Below are 16,267 nucleotides of genomic sequence, written 5' to 3'. Positions count from 1 at the left end.
TTGTTCCCCTCTTATGTAAAAGAGCCTGGCAGTGCCAAGCCCGGCAGCCTGTTTACATGAAGCGCACAATCATATTGTAAAGACCAGTTAGTCCATATGATGATGCAAAACGAATCACAAGCAATGCCACAATCGGCGAGATGTCAATCATGCCGATTGGCGGAATAATTTTACGAAATGGTTCTAAATACGGTTCGCAAATATTTGTCAGAAAACGGCCAAACACAGTTTCTCTTGCAGATGGCACCCATGACATAAAGATGTAAATAATAATCGCGAATGAGTAAATCGTTAATACCGTTCCTAAAATATTAAAAATGAAATTTAGAATCACTATGATTTACCACCTCTGAGGTTCTTCCTCTGTCAATAGCTCTGATATTGTACCAGATACATCTACATTATCAGGTGTGCAGAGGAATATATTCGAGCCAATACGCTGGATGTCTCCACCGATTGCATAAACGGTTCCGCTTAAGAAGTCAATGATTCGCTTTGCTTGATCATGCTGAATGCGCTGCAAATTCACGACGACTGCACGTCTGTTTTTAATATGGTCTGCAATCTCCTGCGCCTCTGCATAAACACGCGGCTCACTTAACACCACTTTAGAGGATTTTTGCACGCTTTGCAAGCTGACGACATTTTGTTTTCCTGTCTGCGGGCGATCTTGAAATGCTGCTTTGTCCTTCGTTCCTTTTTCTTCTTGAACGGGTTCTCTTTCTTCATCAATATATTCGTACTCATACTCTTCATCGTCGAGAGTGAAAAAGCTTTTAAACTTATTTTTTATGCTCATGTCACGCACCTCCTGTTTCATTTCCAACAAGTGAAGAGCCAATCCGAACGAATGTCGCACCTTCTTCAATTGCGATTTCAAAATCATTTGACATGCCCATCGATAAATGCTGACAAGGTGCATTTACTTGGTTAAGATGTTTTACTTCTTCTTGAAGATTTTTTAATGTTTTAAAACAGTTGCGAATCACAGTGTGATCATCTGTAAATGGAGCCATCGTCATCAGCCCAGCCACTTCAATGTGTTTGAAATCAGCCAGCTGCTTTACAAATGGAATGACGTCTTCACTTTTCAAGCCGTGTTTTGACTCCTCAAGTGATGTGTTCACTTGTACAAAACAGCGAACTGTGTGATCCGCTCTTTTTTCAATTTCATTCGCAAGAGACATTCTGTCAAGCGAATGTAAGTAGTCAATTGTCTGAATGACAGATTTCACTTTTCGCGTCTGTAAACTGCCGATGAAGTGCCAGCTAATGTTTTCATCGGTTATGGCCGCCTGCTTTTCAAGTAAACCTTGGTCACGATTTTCACCAAAGTGCATAATTCCTGCTTCTTTAGCTTCTTGTGCTCGTTCAATGGAGACATACTTTGTCACAGCGACGACCGATACATCTGCTGGATGTCTACCGGCTCTTTTACATGCTTCGTTTATTTGTTCATTTATTTGTCTGAGATTCTCTCGTACATTCAATTGCACTTATGCCTCCTTAAGCCCGACAAAAGACATCATACGTCCTGTTTTCCCTTGATCACGCCGGTGTGAGAAGAAAAGCTGATCATTGCAGCTTGTGCACATCGAACTGACATGTATGTTTTCTTCCTTTATTCCTGCATGAAGCAATACGTTTTTGTTTAATGTTTTCAAATCAATTTTATATTGTCCTGGTGAAATCTCGGAATACACATCCTCTGTTGAAAAAGGAAGCTGTTTCACTTGATCCATGACTGCGTCATCGACTATGTAGCAGCAGCTGCCAATGGATGGTCCAATGACGACTTGAATATGATCGGCCTTGGCATCTTCTTGGCTGACCCATACATCAACCATCTTTGCACCAATTTGCTTGACGGTTCCTTTCCAGCCGGCATGAGCCGTTCCAATTAATCCGTTTTGCGGAGCTAGAAAATAAAGCGGAACACAATCAGCGAAACAAAGAGCGAGCATCATGTTCGTCTCAGACGTATATAAACCGTCTGTACCAGGCAGTGCCTCATGATAATGAAGACTTCCTCTTCCTCTTTGCTCCTTGGTGACTTTCAGGATGCGATCCTCGTGTGTTTGGTCTGCAAACACCCAATCAGAGAGCGGCACAGCAGCAGCATCTGCTATGACTTGACGATTCATTTGAACACTAGAAGCATCATCTCCTACATGGAGTCCAGTGTTCAATGATTGATATGGAGGTAGGCTGAAGCCGCCGTTTTTTGTGGTAAACCCGGCCAATACCTCTTTACCAGAACATGTCATGTTCGTCCAATCATGAATGGTCATTGCATATGGTGATTTCTGCTGAAAGGGGTCATATTTGTATGTCAAAGCTGCCTCCCACCTTTCATTCATCTCTCTTTATTTCGCTCCTATTTTACCACAAGACATGCATAGACAGTTAGTGGGATTCATTAAATATTACACTCAAATGTGCCCTTTCTGCAGGTTTTTTTACAAATTGATATGAAAACGTAATCTTTTTACCCGAAAAAGACATTGTTTGCTAAGAATGAAGAGTTTGTTTTAAGGAAAAATTGAATGATTCATTGAGGAGTTATACGAATTAAGAAGACAAGCGGACAAGTATCACATCTTCGCCAATTTTTACTATATTTCGCCATGGGACAATCATTTCCTCTTCTTTTCCGAAAAATCCCATCATTTTACCTGTGCCGCCAATAATAATCGCTTGGATTTTGCCGCTTGTGACATTAATATCAATGTCCCCAATGGTGCCTAGTTTTTTCCCGCTGGATACATCGACGACATCCTTGATTTGGAATTCAGAAATACTGATCATCTGTCCTTCCCCGCCTTTCGTTTTCTACTATAATATGTATGATGGAAAAGCAGGGAAGCAGACCAATAGTTTCTTTTATCTACAATTTGCTTAAATGCGGACGGCCATTTCTCCACATGACATCTACCGGACATTCAAAAAAAGAAGAAAGCAGGCCGCTTGTCATCATCTCTTTTGTTTCTCCTTGATCAAAAACCGATCCATTTTTTAATAATAAGGTATGCTGAAAAACAGGCAGAATCTCCTCTGCATGATGGGTCGTATAGAGCAAAGTAGGCGCATCAGGCTTAGCTGCAATAAATGAGATGGTCTCCAGCACTTGCTCTCTTGCTAAAAAATCAAGACCCGTCACAGGTTCATCTAAAATCAAGAGCTGCGGATCATTCATTAAAGCCCTCGCAATCAAGACTTTTTGCTTCTCTCCCTGTGAGAGGGTTTCATATGTTCTGTTGGCATATTTGAATGAACCAAACGCTTTTAATAGATCAATGGCTTTCTCTCTCATTTCATCAGTCGGGGTTTCATAAAGCCCGATAGAAGCAAATGCGCCGCTCAAAACAATTTCAAAAGCATTGTCGTCTCTGTGCAATTTCTTTTCAAGTCCCGCTGAGATGAGACCAATTTTCCTCCTGAGCTTTTCACCAAGAGCTTCCTTGCCAAAGACATGCCCCAGAACTGTCATCTCGCCTGACGTGGGGAAATAATAGGAGCAGAGCATATTTAATAAAGCGGTTTTTCCCGCACCATTTAAACCGTAAAGCACCCAGTGTTCCTGCTTATTTACCTGCCAGTCAACAGACTGCAGCAGCCATTTCCCATTTCTTTTTAATGAAACATTCTTCAATTCAAGTGACACCATAACTTCCTCCTGAGTAAAAATTCTGAATATACAAATAATGAATGTTTACAGCATATCGTAAATGCTCTTTCTGGTAAACCTCATATAAAAAAGCTGCTCCAATTTAGGAACAGCTTTTTTTACAAGGTTACGAAATTTCAATTCGTACGCCTTCTTTTATATCAGGAAACGTGTGCGGGGATGCAAATACAGCTCCTGGTAATACATCATCAAACGGCTCTTGGAAGTAGATCGAAATATGGCCGAGCTCTTTAAAGTTGTCATTTGCTTTATTGCCTAGGGCTGTGATCGTGTACGTTTGATCGCCCACTTGAATGGTTCCGCCTAGCTTCAGCGGCTCTTCTTCTAAATGTTCGAACTCATGAATGACAGACATATCTCTTAATTCCTGCGGCGCTGCGGGTCCAAATAAAACAATCAGCTTATCTTCTTTAAATTGCGGGACTAAGATCCCAATTTCTTTTACGACAGATTGTGTTACCATGTATCTCGATTCCTCCTTTAATACGTTTAATACATACCGAAGCTGGCAACGTATGCGATCACAACAGATAGAACCCCTGTAATAAGACGGCTATACAAAACAGCTGGTACCCCATATTGTACCGTTTCCGGCTTCGCTTCACCAAGTGACAGCCCCACTGGAATAAAATCACACCCTACTTGACCGTTGATGGCAAATAGTGCAGGAAGTGCAAATTGAGGCGGAATGTTTCCTAGTGCAATTTGACTACCAATCAGAACACCGATGACTTGGGCAATGACTGCTCCAGGTCCTAAGACAGGTGATAGGAACGGCAGTGTACAGACCACAACGAGCAGTAAGAGCCCCCAAAGAGATCCTGCCAAAGGTGATAGAAAATGGGCAATCAGATCGCCGATTTTTGTATAATTGATAATTCCAATTAACATACTGACAAATGCCATGAATGGAATAATGTTTTTCAAAAGCATATCAACAGAATCACGGCCAGCCTGGTAGAACGTACCGGTGACTTTCCCGATTCCGCGTGAGAATCTCATCAGGAAATTGCCTTTTTCCTGCCGCTCAATATTTTCCTCTTTCAGCTTTGCATACGTTTCTTTGAAATTCTCTTTGTCAATCGACTCACTGTTTTCCTGACCTTCTGCTTTCGCCTCACCATCAGATGCTTCTGCATAGGAAATATCTTTTTCTGTTACGCCTGATACGAAGATATCTTCTGTAATATGTTTAGCAAGCGGCCCAGAAGGAGAGGATGCCAAAACGTCTACAGTTGGAATGCGTTTCATTGGATAAAGTCCGATTCGCGCTGTTCCCCCGCAGTCAATGACAACACACATCATTTCATCTTCTGGTATAGAGTTTTTAAAGCCATCACATGCTTCTGTCCCTGTCATTTCTGCAATTTTACGTGCAACCGGGTGAATGCCTCCCCCTGTAATGGAAACGACCTTTCTTCTTTTACCAGTTGGTTCAAGCTCTAAGCCTTCTCCCCATCCGCCAGCACCTTTTGCAACAAATACTTTGTGGTTTGTCATGTCTAACCCTCCCCTATTGTGAATTCGCTTTCATTTTTCCTGCTAAATATTTTGTAATCCATTCAGTAATGATTCCGCGTAGCAAAATGACGACGATCCCGACTAAGAAGTAACGAACAGCGAGCTCTGACATTGAATATCCAGCTTCTTTAATCCCGTTCGCAATTCCTAAGTAGACAAATAGTTCTCCTGCGTTGGCATACGGGAACAGTGATGTCACCGGATGAACAAATGAAACAGCTGAATCATAGAATGCTGGTTTTTGTTTTTCAGGTAAGAAGCGGCCAAACGTATAAGCCATTGGGTTTGTCAAAATAAGAACAGATAAGATCGGCATTAACGTGTAGCGCAAAATGGTATATTTCGCTGCAAACTGAATGGCTCTATTCACTCGCTCTTCTCCAATAAATTTCATGACAGCATAAGTGAAAGTAAGTAACACAACAAGCGTTGGAACGATACCTGTAATCAGACCCATGAACTGCTTTCCGCCGGCTTCAAACATTCCGATAAAGTGCTCTCCAAACCATTGAATCCATTCCATGTTTCATCTCCCCTTTCTTTAGTTCACATTTGTTATATTTTTTTTCGAAATCGAGACAAGTGCCTGCTCAGCCGCCATGGAAAGTGCTTGCATGACAGCTGGCGCCTTTTTACGCTTTTTCAACGTTTTCTTCATCATGTGGTGCTCGTCCAGCACAGCCCCAACATGCTTGCCTTCATATGCAGGGACTTCTTTAAATTTAGATAAGATCGACACGCCGCCAAGCACATGGCATTTTTGAATGATATACGATTCATCCACAATGATGAGCGCAATGGCCCCAGGGCCAACTTTGCGCCGTTCCATTCCTGAAAATAAGTGATAGCCTTGTTTCCCTCTGTAGTCATCAATCAGTGAGTCCATGCTTTTGCGATAATACTTGATTTGAATAAAAGATAACCCATACTGCACGATGAGAATGATACAAAGTACGATTGCTAATTTTTCCATAGCTTCACGTCCTTATGATTGAAATAAGTGATCTTGTAATGAACGCAGCTTCCAGACGGTTGTGTTTGAATCAAGCTCTACATCATCAAGAGTCAGGAACTGTCCTAATTTGATGTCTTTTTTCGCTACGACTTTTCCGCTGATTAAACCAATTGGAATGTGACCGTTCGTTTTCATGTCTTGATGCGTTTCAAGTACACCTCTTACGGAGTATCCGCCAATCCCGTCAAGTGATTCCCCTGCTTTAATATCTCTTTTCGCAACAGCGACTGTTTCTGACACTGGTACACCAATCGGGTGGATCGATGAATCATGCTGTAAGACCGCTTTTGCGATGGTAACAGGTGTTTCAAGACTCGCTAAATGGAAAGGGCGGTAAAGCGTGTAGTGAGGACCTTTTCCAACTTTTAAGTAACGAAGCTCTTCATCTACTGGCTCTAGATCACTCTTGACGATAACGAATACGCCAGGAGCAAGTCCATTTACATATTCAACGACTCCGAAGTTATCGAGCACGCCGCCTTGTTGTTTTTGATTCAATTTATCTGCTACATTCTCTAAATTTGCTTCGACTCCGTGCATACCGACTTTATCTGGCAAAAGCCCTGTCGCGTTACTTAATAAGTTCATTTCTGCCATTGTTTTTGTTCCGTCTTGGAAGGCAGCGAGCATATGTGCACTCATATGTTTACTATCTGCTTCTGCTTTACACGTATCTGGATTTGCTTCTGGGAAGAATGGGTTGTTCTTGCCTTTCCCAGCAACGAGCACCTCAAGTCCCATTGTTTTTGCAAATTCATATAATTCTAGTGTTGCTGCCGGTTCGTCTCCAGCTGATCCAGAATAAACAAGTCCTGCATTTGTGAATAATTTATGCATCACCAAACCGATGGTAATATCAACTTCTACATTTAAAAGAACGAGATGTTTCTTTGAATTAAGCGCTTCCAAAGAAATGTTTGCTCCGACCTCTGGCACTCCTGTTGCATCTACGACAACTTCCACAAAATCTGATTGAATCACTTCTCTATAATCATTTGTGACGACCATTTGATGCGGCTTCGCATGCTGCTTATAAAAATTCGCTGCCTTCTCTGCTGCACTAAGGTGAATATCACAAACACCTGCTACAATCATGCCTGGAATTTTAGAAATTTGTGAAATAAGTCCAAAGCCCATTTGGCCTGCCCCAATAATTCCTACTTTGATTGGATCTCCACTGCGTTCTCGAGCTAACAACTGTTGATAGATTGACATCTAAATCATCCTTTCAGGTTTTCTTGCTTCTCGGGTAGATTGCTAGAAAAATAATCTGAAACTTTTAACAAATGTTATAAAAATTAACAAAAATCTGTTTCTTGTAACATTTGTTATTTTATTTATCATTTGTTATGAACTTAGTTTATATGATGTGTCAACTTTGTGTCAAGATAAAATCAATAAAATTTTCAATCTTTTTGAGTCTAAAGACTCAAAAAAACTACCTAATCATATTAGGTAGTTACTTTAATAAGGCATCTCCTGTTCGTTCATCCGTAATTAATACATGAATTAATCCACCTTCTAAGGCTGCCCGGATCGCTTCAACTTTTTCTTCTCCTCCAGCGACACCAATGACTAGCGGGATTTCTTTCAACTTTTGCGGGCTTATGCCCATTACCCTGTCGTTCCATGGGTGAGGATACACTTCCCCTTGGTGATCAATAAAGTTATAGCAAATGTCACCCGCTACATCCTTCGCTTGAAGAATATCCTCCTCACCGCTTGTCATATAAGATTTCACCATCGTTGAATGCTGCGGAACCCCGCCAATCCCGACAACCGCAATATTTGATGATTCTCCTAATTCAATCACTTTTTTGATTGACGGCTGCCGTATCAGTACATCCTTCGCTTCTTTCGTATCAAGCATGACAGGCACATGTAAAAACTCACATTTAGATTTGAGTGCCTCTGTGCATCTCGCAATAATATAATTGGCATGGATATCAACATCTTCGTTTCCCACACCCCCGACAAGCGGAACAAATGTCACGGATGGGTAGTGCTGAACTGACGTAAGCGATTTCGCCATTTCATGCAAAGTGGTTCCTGAGGAAAAACCGATGACTTGTCCATCCTTCATGACTTTTAATAAAAAGCCTGCCGCCGCAGCGCCGATTCGGCTTTTTGTTGTTTCTTGGCTGAGCGTTTCCACACAGACGACTTCTCGCAGCCCGTATTTCCGCTCTATTTTTCTTTCTAAAGATCCATATTGTTGATTCATTTCATCATGAATAATGATTTCCACGATTCCTGCTTCACGTGCTTTTGCCAAATATTTCGATATGAGCGAACGGCTAACCCCAACAGCATCTGCTATTTTAGATTGAGTGGCGCCTTCTTCATAATACATATGCGCAACCTTAATGAGCAGCCTTCTTTCATCATGGAATGTCATAATAACCCTTCTTTCCGCTTAAGTGTTCCCTAACAAATGATATCTAAAATAACATTTGTTAAAAACAGATTAAATGAAAAAAATAACAGAGTCAATACTAGAGACGTGCTCTTTCCAAGAATGAAAAAAGCCGCACATGAAGCGGCGGCTTTAAAAGATGTTTTTATTCATTTGTTTGATGGCTGCTTTTTCAAGTCTTGAGACTTGTGCTTGAGAAATCCCGATCTCTTCAGCGACTTCCATTTGCGTTTTTCCTTGGAAGAAGCGTTTGCGGAGAATCATTTTTTCTCGATCATTCAATCTGCGCATTCCCTCTTTTAAGGCCAATTCCTCTACCCATTGTGTGTCTTTGTTCCGATCATCACTAATTTGATCCATCACATAAATCGGATCTCCTCCGTCATTATAGATCGGTTCAAACAAAGAAACAGGATCTTGAATCGCATCTAGGGCAAAGACAATTTCCTCATGAGGCACTTCCAGCACTTTGGCAATGTCTTCTGCCGTTGGCTCCTTGCTTGTCTCACTAATCAGCCTCTCACGAACCTGAAGCGCTTTGTAGGCAATATCTCTTAGTGAACGAGACACCCGAATTGGGTTGTTATCACGCAAGTATCGACGGATTTCTCCTATGATCATAGGGACCGCATAAGTTGAAAATCTGACATTGTGGCTTAAATCAAAATTATCAATTGATTTCATTAATCCGATACAGCCTACTTGGAAGAGATCATCCACATACTCGCCTCTGTTGTTAAAACGCTGAATCACACTTAAAACCAACCGCAAATTGCCATTGACTAGCTTTTCTCTTGCTGTATCGTCACCCTCATCTTGCAGCTGTCTGAACAATTTTCTCATCTCTTCGTTTTTCAGAACAGGCAGTTTGGAGGTGTCGACTCCGCAGATTTCCACTTTATTTCTGGACACTTTTTTCCCTCCCTACAGGAGCTGTTGTACAAAGTTCAGTATCTCCTTGGGATGGAAAAATATGCACGAGTGATGACGAGAATCATGAGAAAAGAAGTTGATTCCTTTGACAGCAAAGGGACAGAGCTTTTCAAAAAATTTTTTTAGACCATTTTGTTAAATTCTTTTTGTAATCGTTTAATAATTCTTTTTTCAAGCCTTGAAATATACGACTGGGAAATGCCTAGCATATCAGCGACATCTTTTTGGGTTTTTTCCTCACCGCCAACCAAGCCGAATCTAAGCTCCATGATCTGCTTTTCGCGGTCATTTAATTGCTCCAGCGCTTTTTTCAAAAGTTTTTTATCTACATTTGCTTCAATATCTCGTGTGATAATATCATCATCTGTTCCAAGTACGTCTGATAAAAGCAGTTCATTTCCGTCCCAATCAATGTTGAGCGGCTCATCAAACGACACTTCTGAACGAATTTTATTATTTCGGCGCAAATACATCAAAATCTCATTTTCAATACATCTCGAAGCATATGTCGCAAGCTTGATCTTTTTTTCTGGGTTAAATGTATTGACTGCCTTAATTAGACCAATAGTTCCAATACTAATTAAATCCTCAATATTAATCCCTGTGTTTTCAAATTTTCTTGCGATGTAGACCACCAACCGCAAATTTCTTTCAATCAGGATAGCCCTTGCTGTTTGATCACCTTTTGGTAATTTGACAAGCAGTTCCTGCTCTTCATCCTTTGATAATGGCGGCGGCAGCGCCTCACTACCACCAATATAATAAATCTCATCACTCTTAAGACCTAGCTTCATGAGGAGTTTATACCAGTAGTAACTGAGTTTAAATTTTAATTTTTTCATCTTCTTCTCCCTTCTAAATGTCAAGTTGACCTCGTAAGATAAAAGACATCACCAAAACTTAAGACACCCCTTGGATGATTTTTCCGTCTAACATATCTGGATGAATGATGGATTGAAATTCCTGATCTGCTGATAAACCGCTCAGACTCATGCCTACAAAACACTTGGCTGGCTGGATCATATGCGTTTTTGAATAAATGATGACCGTATCTGGTTTTAAGCATAGAAGAAACCCGTGATCATGACCGACCGCTCGATATGGAACAAGTCTTAAACGGTCAAGAAGCGGAAATTGATCATCGAGCTTTTGCATCACTTCAACAGGATGAGACTGCTTCATAAGCTCTATAAATGGCTCTCCGCAAATGGACATGAGTTGATCTGCTTGAACGATCATCACAGGTGTTTTCGTCATAGGATCATACAGCTGATTGCCAGAATCGACGAGTCCCTTTAAGCGGATGGTCTCTCCTTGAATGTGTATCTCCGCAAGGACTTGTTCATCAAACTGTCTTTTTTTCGCACCGACCTCTCCTAATCGTTTCTTTGAAAACAGCCAAATCGCAGGAAAGCCGGTTAAAACGAAAAGCCAGCTAATGGGATCACCAAAGCCATCATTTTGTGAAATCAGCAGCCCGTCTTGAATAACAGTATTGGTTTGTAAAAACGAATGAACCCCGATCATGCCTCCTCCCATCAAAAATGTGACAAAGTAAAAAGCAAACAGGTTTTGAAAAAAGAATCGAAATCTTTGAAATCCAAAAGTTGCAAGCACGATCAAGACAGAAAAAAGCAGTTTGCCTAGAGGGTGTGACACAAACATTGCAAATGGTGTAAAGAGCAAGAGAACAATGCTCGATCCAATCAGAGCTCCTAACATATATCGCCGTTTTTTTACTTGTCGTTTGAGAATAAATGCAGTGAGTAAGAGAAGCAATAGATCAAAACAAAAGTTTAACAGCCAAATCACATCTAAATAAATGACCACCTTCTGCTCCTTTCATCTGAAACAAAGAATCAAAAGCAGTACTTGCACTTGTTTGTACCAGTATAAAACAGCCAAGAGATGGAAGTCTGTCAATTCTTGTTGGGGATGATAGAGAACTTTTGGTGGATTGTTATTGTTTTTGTCGAGGAATGAGAGCACAAAGAAAGAGAGTGTGCTTCCGGACAAGCTTACAAACAATCATTCGAAACGAAAAAGACACGCTCCAAGGAGGCGTGCCTTTTTTAAGGGTTATTTTACATTGATATTTAATGTGCCTGGGGCCTTTTGTCGAGTAACATTTCCATAATCATCCCGCACAATCACTTCAATGACTGCACCTTTTGCTTTGGCGGTAGAAGTAGCTGTCCAGTAACCTTCATATGTTCCCTTGGCTACCTCACGAAGCGGCAGCTCTGTTGTATTTTGCAGCTTTGATCTCGCGTTTGTCAGCGGCATGTGAATGACAAACGTTGCGTCTAGCTTTTCTCTGCTGTTAAATGAAATTTTAACAGACTCACCTGATGATAGATTGACATTCTCTGCTGGTGTCAGCTTAGAAATCTCAGGCGCTTCGTATTGAACATCGATATCGACTTTTTTAGTCGTTTTGTTTCCTGCTGCATCTTTTGCTGTTACTTTGATCGTATTTTTCCCGTTTTCAAGCAGGATTCTTGCAGAATATTTCCCATCTTTTATTGCTGCTTTTTTTCCATTCACAGTGACTTGATCAAGATGATCATCCGTTACCTTTCCTTCTACAGTGAGTGATTCTTTGTTAGACTTTTCCCCTTTTTTTGGTGTATCTATCGTTAACACTGGGGCTGTTTGATCAATGATCACCTTGACTGATTTGGATTTTTTCGTTGCGCCTTTATCCGTAACAGTAGCAGCCGTGAATACATGCTCTCCGCTTGACACTGTAACCTTCTCTTTGAAAGCACCCGACTGATCTGCTTTCACTTTGGCAATCTCTTTATCGTTTTGATAGATCGCTACATCAAGCCCTGGAGAGGCTTTACCTCCGATCTCCAGTTCATCTTTGTTCGTGATCGTTCCAGCCTTTGGAGATGTTATTTCTGGCACATCTGCTTCATATTGGACAAGCGCACGAATCATATAATTTCCCTCTTCTTTTGGAGAAGGAGAAAAGGCACCGCTTGTCAGCTGCCAGCTTCTTTCAGCATTTGGTCCATCTTCATCTGTTGCAAGGCCTGGAGATTCCATATTCTTTTTCGTTTGAATATAGACAAGATAGAAATCTCCATCCACCGTAATGGCTTGATCTTCTAAATCTACTTTTGTCCATTCACCATTACGCAGCGCATTCGCTTTAAAAGGTCCCGCAATTTTCTCACCTGGAGCGCCGTCCTTCCCAGAAGCATCATACACTTCAACCGCAAATTCATTCCCGCCAGGGGCTGGCCACTCTGTTGTCCAGAAACGGAAAAGCCCCCCTGTAACCTGTGCTTGTTTCTTCCCTTTTTCTAATGAAAATTTCACCGCCCAGCCATTACCAGGATCATAGAACGCCCGTGCATTTTCAGCTGTTCCGTCATCGTAGCCAATTTCGCCAGTAAAACCGATGAAAGGTTCCAGCTTGATTGCTGTTTCAAGCGGCTTTTCTGTCACATCGGCTGTAAACGAATATCCTTTAAACCCTTTCGCAAATACTTTGACTGTATATACACCGCTCAATGCCTCTAGAGAAAACTCGCCAGATTCATCTGTTTTCACCGGCTCAATTTTCGCATCCTCTACAAGATAAACCGTAGCATCCTTTACTTTTTCACCCGTTGTTTCATTGACAATTGTGCCAGATATCGTTCGTTTTTCTAGTGGCTGTAATGAGAAATTTGCCTCTGCTTGATCATTTGCAGAAATATTGACTTTTTGTGTGCGTGATTCAAAGCCATATGCTTCAGCTTTCACTGTAAATTCCCCTGCACCATGAGAAAGCTGATATCTCCCTGTCGCTTCATCTGTGTACGTGGACTTGCCGCTTTCAAGAACACTGATTTCTGCCTTCATCGGAAGAGCTTTGATAGATGGGGCATCTACACTTTTTTCCTTTTTCATCTGGACATGTTTTTCTTTTATTTTAGCAGGCTTTGCGCTTTTCGGATCGACGGGTTTCTTCTGCTCCTGTGCTGACTTTTCTTTTTTGATGACGCCAAGCTGTTTCTTTGCCTTTTGAGGCAAGGCTTGATCTGTTATTTTCACATCATCTAAATAAAAACCGTCTTTTGTCACACTGCCATCCGTTCTTAGCTGAAAAATAACTCTCACGTTCTGACCTTTGTAAGCAGATAAATCTACTTCTCCTTTTGTCCATCCACTTGTTTTGCCTGTGTAGGCTGCCACTTGGACAGCATCTTCCCCCTCAGGCTGCACATGAATATGCACATAGTCATAATTTGCTTCAAGGTCATGCCAGTATTGATATTGTAAAAAGGCGGAGCCTGACTCAGGTACAGCAATCATCGGCATAGATAAATGAGCATCTGTTTGATTTTCATAAGGACTGTCTAGGTTTGTAGCATAGACATGATCTCCAGTAAAGGCCTTTTTCGGACCTGTGGTCGGCTTCCCCCACTGCCAAGGATCTTTTGTTCCACCACTGAACCATCCACTTGGCCAAGCTTCAAAATCTTGCGAGTAGCCAGTCGTGATGGATGTTTTAATCGGAAGCGTATACGGTTCTGATGCAGCTTCATTTTCTCCAAAATCTTTCACAATCCATCGGTACGTGACGTTTTCTCCCTCAAGTTCTGGGAGCTGAACAACATATGTCCCTTTTAAATGATTTCCATCCGTTCGTTTTGCTTGCAGCGTCTCCCTTTTCCCTTGATCCACTTGATAAGTCAAGGAGACATTTGTCACAGCTACTTCATCTTCTGCTGTAATACTTAGAGGTGTTGGCGTAGAGGCAAAAATTTCATTCGGTCCTTTATGAGAAAAAACAGGTGGTTCTGTATCTTCTCCTTCTTTTGTTACCTGTCCTTCAATCTTGCCAATTCCATCTGTTAATGCTGTGATGGCTTCTTTTGCATCAACTAATCCTGCCCCATAGCCATTGTTAGGGGATTCCGGGAATTGCTGATCTGTCAGAGGTTTTGCAGTATCAATGAGAATTTCTTCGATCTCTTCAACAGACAGATCTGACTGTACTTGGCGCAGAAGAGCCACAACAGCTGAAACATGTGGACCTGCCATCGAGGTTCCATTCCAGCCATCCTCATACCCTTTCCCTGGAATAGAAGAACGAATATTTACCCCTGGGGCCGCAATATCTGGTTTCATGACCCCATATGGAGAGGGGCCTTGCAAAGAGAAAGAACCCAGTTTGTTGTTTTGATCTGTTGCACCCGTCGCAAAGGCTTCGGGATAGTTCGCAGGATTTGCAATAGATCCCTCACCGCCAGGGTTAAATAAATCCGTATTACCAGCTGAAAACTCTGGGAAGATGTCCGCTGCTCTCCAAGCATTGACCACATCTTTATACCAATCATCAAGACCAGGCCCACCGCCCCAAGAATTATTGACCACATCTGGCGCCTTTTCTGGATGAGGGGTTCCGTTTTCATCTTTTGGAGCTAAAATCCATTCACCTGCGTCAAGCAGATCAGCATCTGATCCACCATCTTCTGAGAAAGCTTTCACCGCGATCCATTTTGCACCTGGTGCGACTCCAATTTGATTCTCTCCATTTGGCTCAGAGCCAACCATCGTTCCCGTTACATGTGTACCATGCTCTAAATCATCGTATGGCGCTTTAGAACCTGTCGTTGCATCGTACCAATTGAATTCATGAGAAGGTTCATTCGGACGTGCAGGGTCAAATCCGCGGTATTTTTCTTTTAATGCAGGATGATCCCATTCCACACCTGTATCAATACTTGCCACAACGGTACCAGTTCCGTCATAGCCTAAAGCCCACGCTTCTGGGGCATGAACTTGAGAAATATTCCACTCGATTCCATCTGCTGCTTTGATTTGTTTGTTTTTCTTTGAAGTCTTCAAATCAACAGGACGATGGATTTGACGGATTTCATTTGGCAGCACTTGATCTACTTCTGGGAAGGAAGCTACCTTTTCCATGACTTCTTTCGTTCCCGTCACAGCGAGACCATTCACAATATAGTACGAATGAATATCCTTCACTTGCTTTTTCTTTTGGGCTTTTTGTAAATAAGCAAGCAGCGCTTCCTGCGTCTCTTCAGACGTCGCTCTTAGTTCTGATACGACAGCTGATCTTTTTGTGTACTGCGTTTTAGCAGCTGTTAACTTTTGTTTTTTGGCTTTTGACACAGCATCCTTCGCCACTTTTTTGACATTGGTTTGTTCCTTCATTTTGACTAAAAAGGTCACCTTGTCTTCTTGTTGAAACTGTTTCATTAATCTAGATGAGATCTTTGCTTTTGTTTTCTTGGAGGAAACAGCTTCCTCTTGATATGAGGTAGAAGTCGATTTTGCTTGAATCATCCCAAAGCTTGTCATCATTAAAGTACCAATCACCAAAAGACTCATCAAACGATAGCCGGCGGTTTTGCGAAACTTCACTTTCAATCAAATCCCTCCTCCTCAAATGGTCAAACAGTGTATGGGTTTAACTCCTCCCTTTCCTTTGTTCATGACAAGATTCATGGTGTTCTATTTAATGTAGTCAAATAAAGTTCATCATTTTGTCGCTTTTTGTAATAGGGTTTAAAAATGATTCTTTTTACTTAATCACTCTAAGTCGAAATACATATGTTGGATAAAGTAACCCAGACACTTTTAAGACTTTTTGATTAGTAGTGATGCGGGTTTCTTTATATATTGGACATGAAAAAATCCCCTTCCGGTGGAAGGGGATGAGTGATAC

The 16,267-nt window shown here is 41.5% G+C and carries 16 protein-coding genes; all 16 read right to left on the bottom strand.

The features are described 5' to 3' along the window. Nucleotides 1–52: 52 nt before the first annotated feature. The 16 genes from MHH61_RS16700 to MHH61_RS16625 all read right to left on the bottom strand — a co-directional run bounded on the left by MHH61_RS16700 (nt 53) and on the right by MHH61_RS16625 (nt 15,969). Nucleotides 53–334 (bottom strand): YggT family protein, encoded by a 282-nt coding sequence (locus tag MHH61_RS16700; protein WP_024424240.1) that lies wholly within the window; start codon nt 332–334, stop codon nt 53–55. A 6-nt stretch (nt 335–340) separates the two neighbouring features. Beyond that, nucleotides 341–799, bottom strand: coding sequence for a cell division protein SepF (gene sepF / locus MHH61_RS16695; protein ID WP_024424241.1), 459 nt, complete (start codon nt 797–799; stop codon nt 341–343). Nucleotide 800: 1 nt separating this feature from the next. Further along, nucleotides 801–1,490 carry a YggS family pyridoxal phosphate-dependent enzyme gene (locus MHH61_RS16690; RefSeq protein ID WP_211484832.1) on the bottom strand — a complete coding sequence of 230 codons (690 nt, stop codon included), beginning with the start codon at nt 1,488–1,490 and terminating at the stop codon, nt 801–803. A 6-nt stretch (nt 1,491–1,496) separates the two neighbouring features. Further along, entirely contained in the window at nt 1,497–2,336 is an 840-nt protein-coding gene (gene pgeF / locus MHH61_RS16685; protein ID WP_241218569.1) for a peptidoglycan editing factor PgeF, read from the bottom strand. A gap of 235 nt (nt 2,337–2,571) precedes the next feature. Continuing rightward, complete coding sequence (locus MHH61_RS16680) at nt 2,572–2,808, bottom strand: YlmC/YmxH family sporulation protein (RefSeq protein ID WP_008344958.1); 237 nt, start codon at nt 2,806–2,808, stop codon at nt 2,572–2,574. 79 nt (nt 2,809–2,887) lie between these two features. Continuing rightward, complete coding sequence (locus MHH61_RS16675) at nt 2,888–3,664, bottom strand: ABC transporter ATP-binding protein (protein WP_024424244.1); 777 nt, start codon at nt 3,662–3,664, stop codon at nt 2,888–2,890. 130 nt (nt 3,665–3,794) lie between these two features. Next, nucleotides 3,795–4,151, bottom strand: coding sequence for a PTS glucitol/sorbitol transporter subunit IIA (locus tag MHH61_RS16670; RefSeq protein ID WP_007499733.1), 357 nt, complete (start codon nt 4,149–4,151; stop codon nt 3,795–3,797). Nucleotides 4,152–4,177: 26 nt separating this feature from the next. Further along, on the bottom strand, nt 4,178–5,188 hold the full coding sequence (locus MHH61_RS16665) for a PTS glucitol/sorbitol transporter subunit IIB (protein WP_024426936.1): 1,011 nt from the start codon (nt 5,186–5,188) through the stop codon (nt 4,178–4,180). 13 nt (nt 5,189–5,201) lie between these two features. Further along, complete coding sequence (locus MHH61_RS16660) at nt 5,202–5,732, bottom strand: PTS glucitol/sorbitol transporter subunit IIC (RefSeq protein WP_024424246.1); 531 nt, start codon at nt 5,730–5,732, stop codon at nt 5,202–5,204. Nucleotides 5,733–5,750: 18 nt separating this feature from the next. Then, the gene (locus MHH61_RS16655) at nt 5,751–6,182 is read right to left on the bottom strand and encodes a transcriptional regulator GutM (RefSeq protein WP_024424247.1); all 432 of its coding nucleotides are present in this window, start codon (nt 6,180–6,182) and stop codon (nt 5,751–5,753) included. Nucleotides 6,183–6,194: 12 nt separating this feature from the next. Further along, entirely contained in the window at nt 6,195–7,439 is a 1,245-nt protein-coding gene (locus MHH61_RS16650; RefSeq protein WP_125586841.1) for an NAD(P)H-dependent oxidoreductase, read from the bottom strand. Nucleotides 7,440–7,683: 244 nt separating this feature from the next. Then, the gene (locus MHH61_RS16645) at nt 7,684–8,622 is read right to left on the bottom strand and encodes a sugar-binding transcriptional regulator (protein ID WP_024424249.1); all 939 of its coding nucleotides are present in this window, start codon (nt 8,620–8,622) and stop codon (nt 7,684–7,686) included. Nucleotides 8,623–8,772: 150 nt separating this feature from the next. Further along, nucleotides 8,773–9,552: an RNA polymerase sporulation sigma factor SigG gene (gene sigG, locus MHH61_RS16640; protein ID WP_024424250.1), complete on the bottom strand. Its 780-nt coding sequence runs from the start codon at nt 9,550–9,552 to the stop codon at nt 8,773–8,775. Between the two features lie 143 nt (nt 9,553–9,695). Beyond that, nucleotides 9,696–10,415, bottom strand: a complete 720-nt coding sequence (sigE, locus tag MHH61_RS16635; RefSeq protein WP_034623684.1) for an RNA polymerase sporulation sigma factor SigE — start codon at nt 10,413–10,415, stop codon at nt 9,696–9,698. Nucleotides 10,416–10,473: 58 nt separating this feature from the next. Beyond that, complete coding sequence (gene spoIIGA, locus MHH61_RS16630; RefSeq protein ID WP_024426933.1) at nt 10,474–11,403, bottom strand: sigma-E processing peptidase SpoIIGA; 930 nt, start codon at nt 11,401–11,403, stop codon at nt 10,474–10,476. A gap of 249 nt (nt 11,404–11,652) precedes the next feature. Then, nucleotides 11,653–15,969, bottom strand: coding sequence for a S8 family peptidase (locus MHH61_RS16625; RefSeq protein ID WP_125586845.1), 4,317 nt, complete (start codon nt 15,967–15,969; stop codon nt 11,653–11,655). Nucleotides 15,970–16,267: the final 298 nt, after the last annotated feature.

The sequence above is a fragment of the Bacillus sp. FSL K6-3154 genome, assembly GCF_040869395.1.
Lineage (GTDB): Bacteria > Bacillota > Bacilli > Bacillales > Bacillaceae > Bacillus > Bacillus safensis.
The sequence above is the reverse complement of the archived record's forward strand: the minus strand, read 5'-3'. Positions and strand labels throughout refer to the sequence as shown.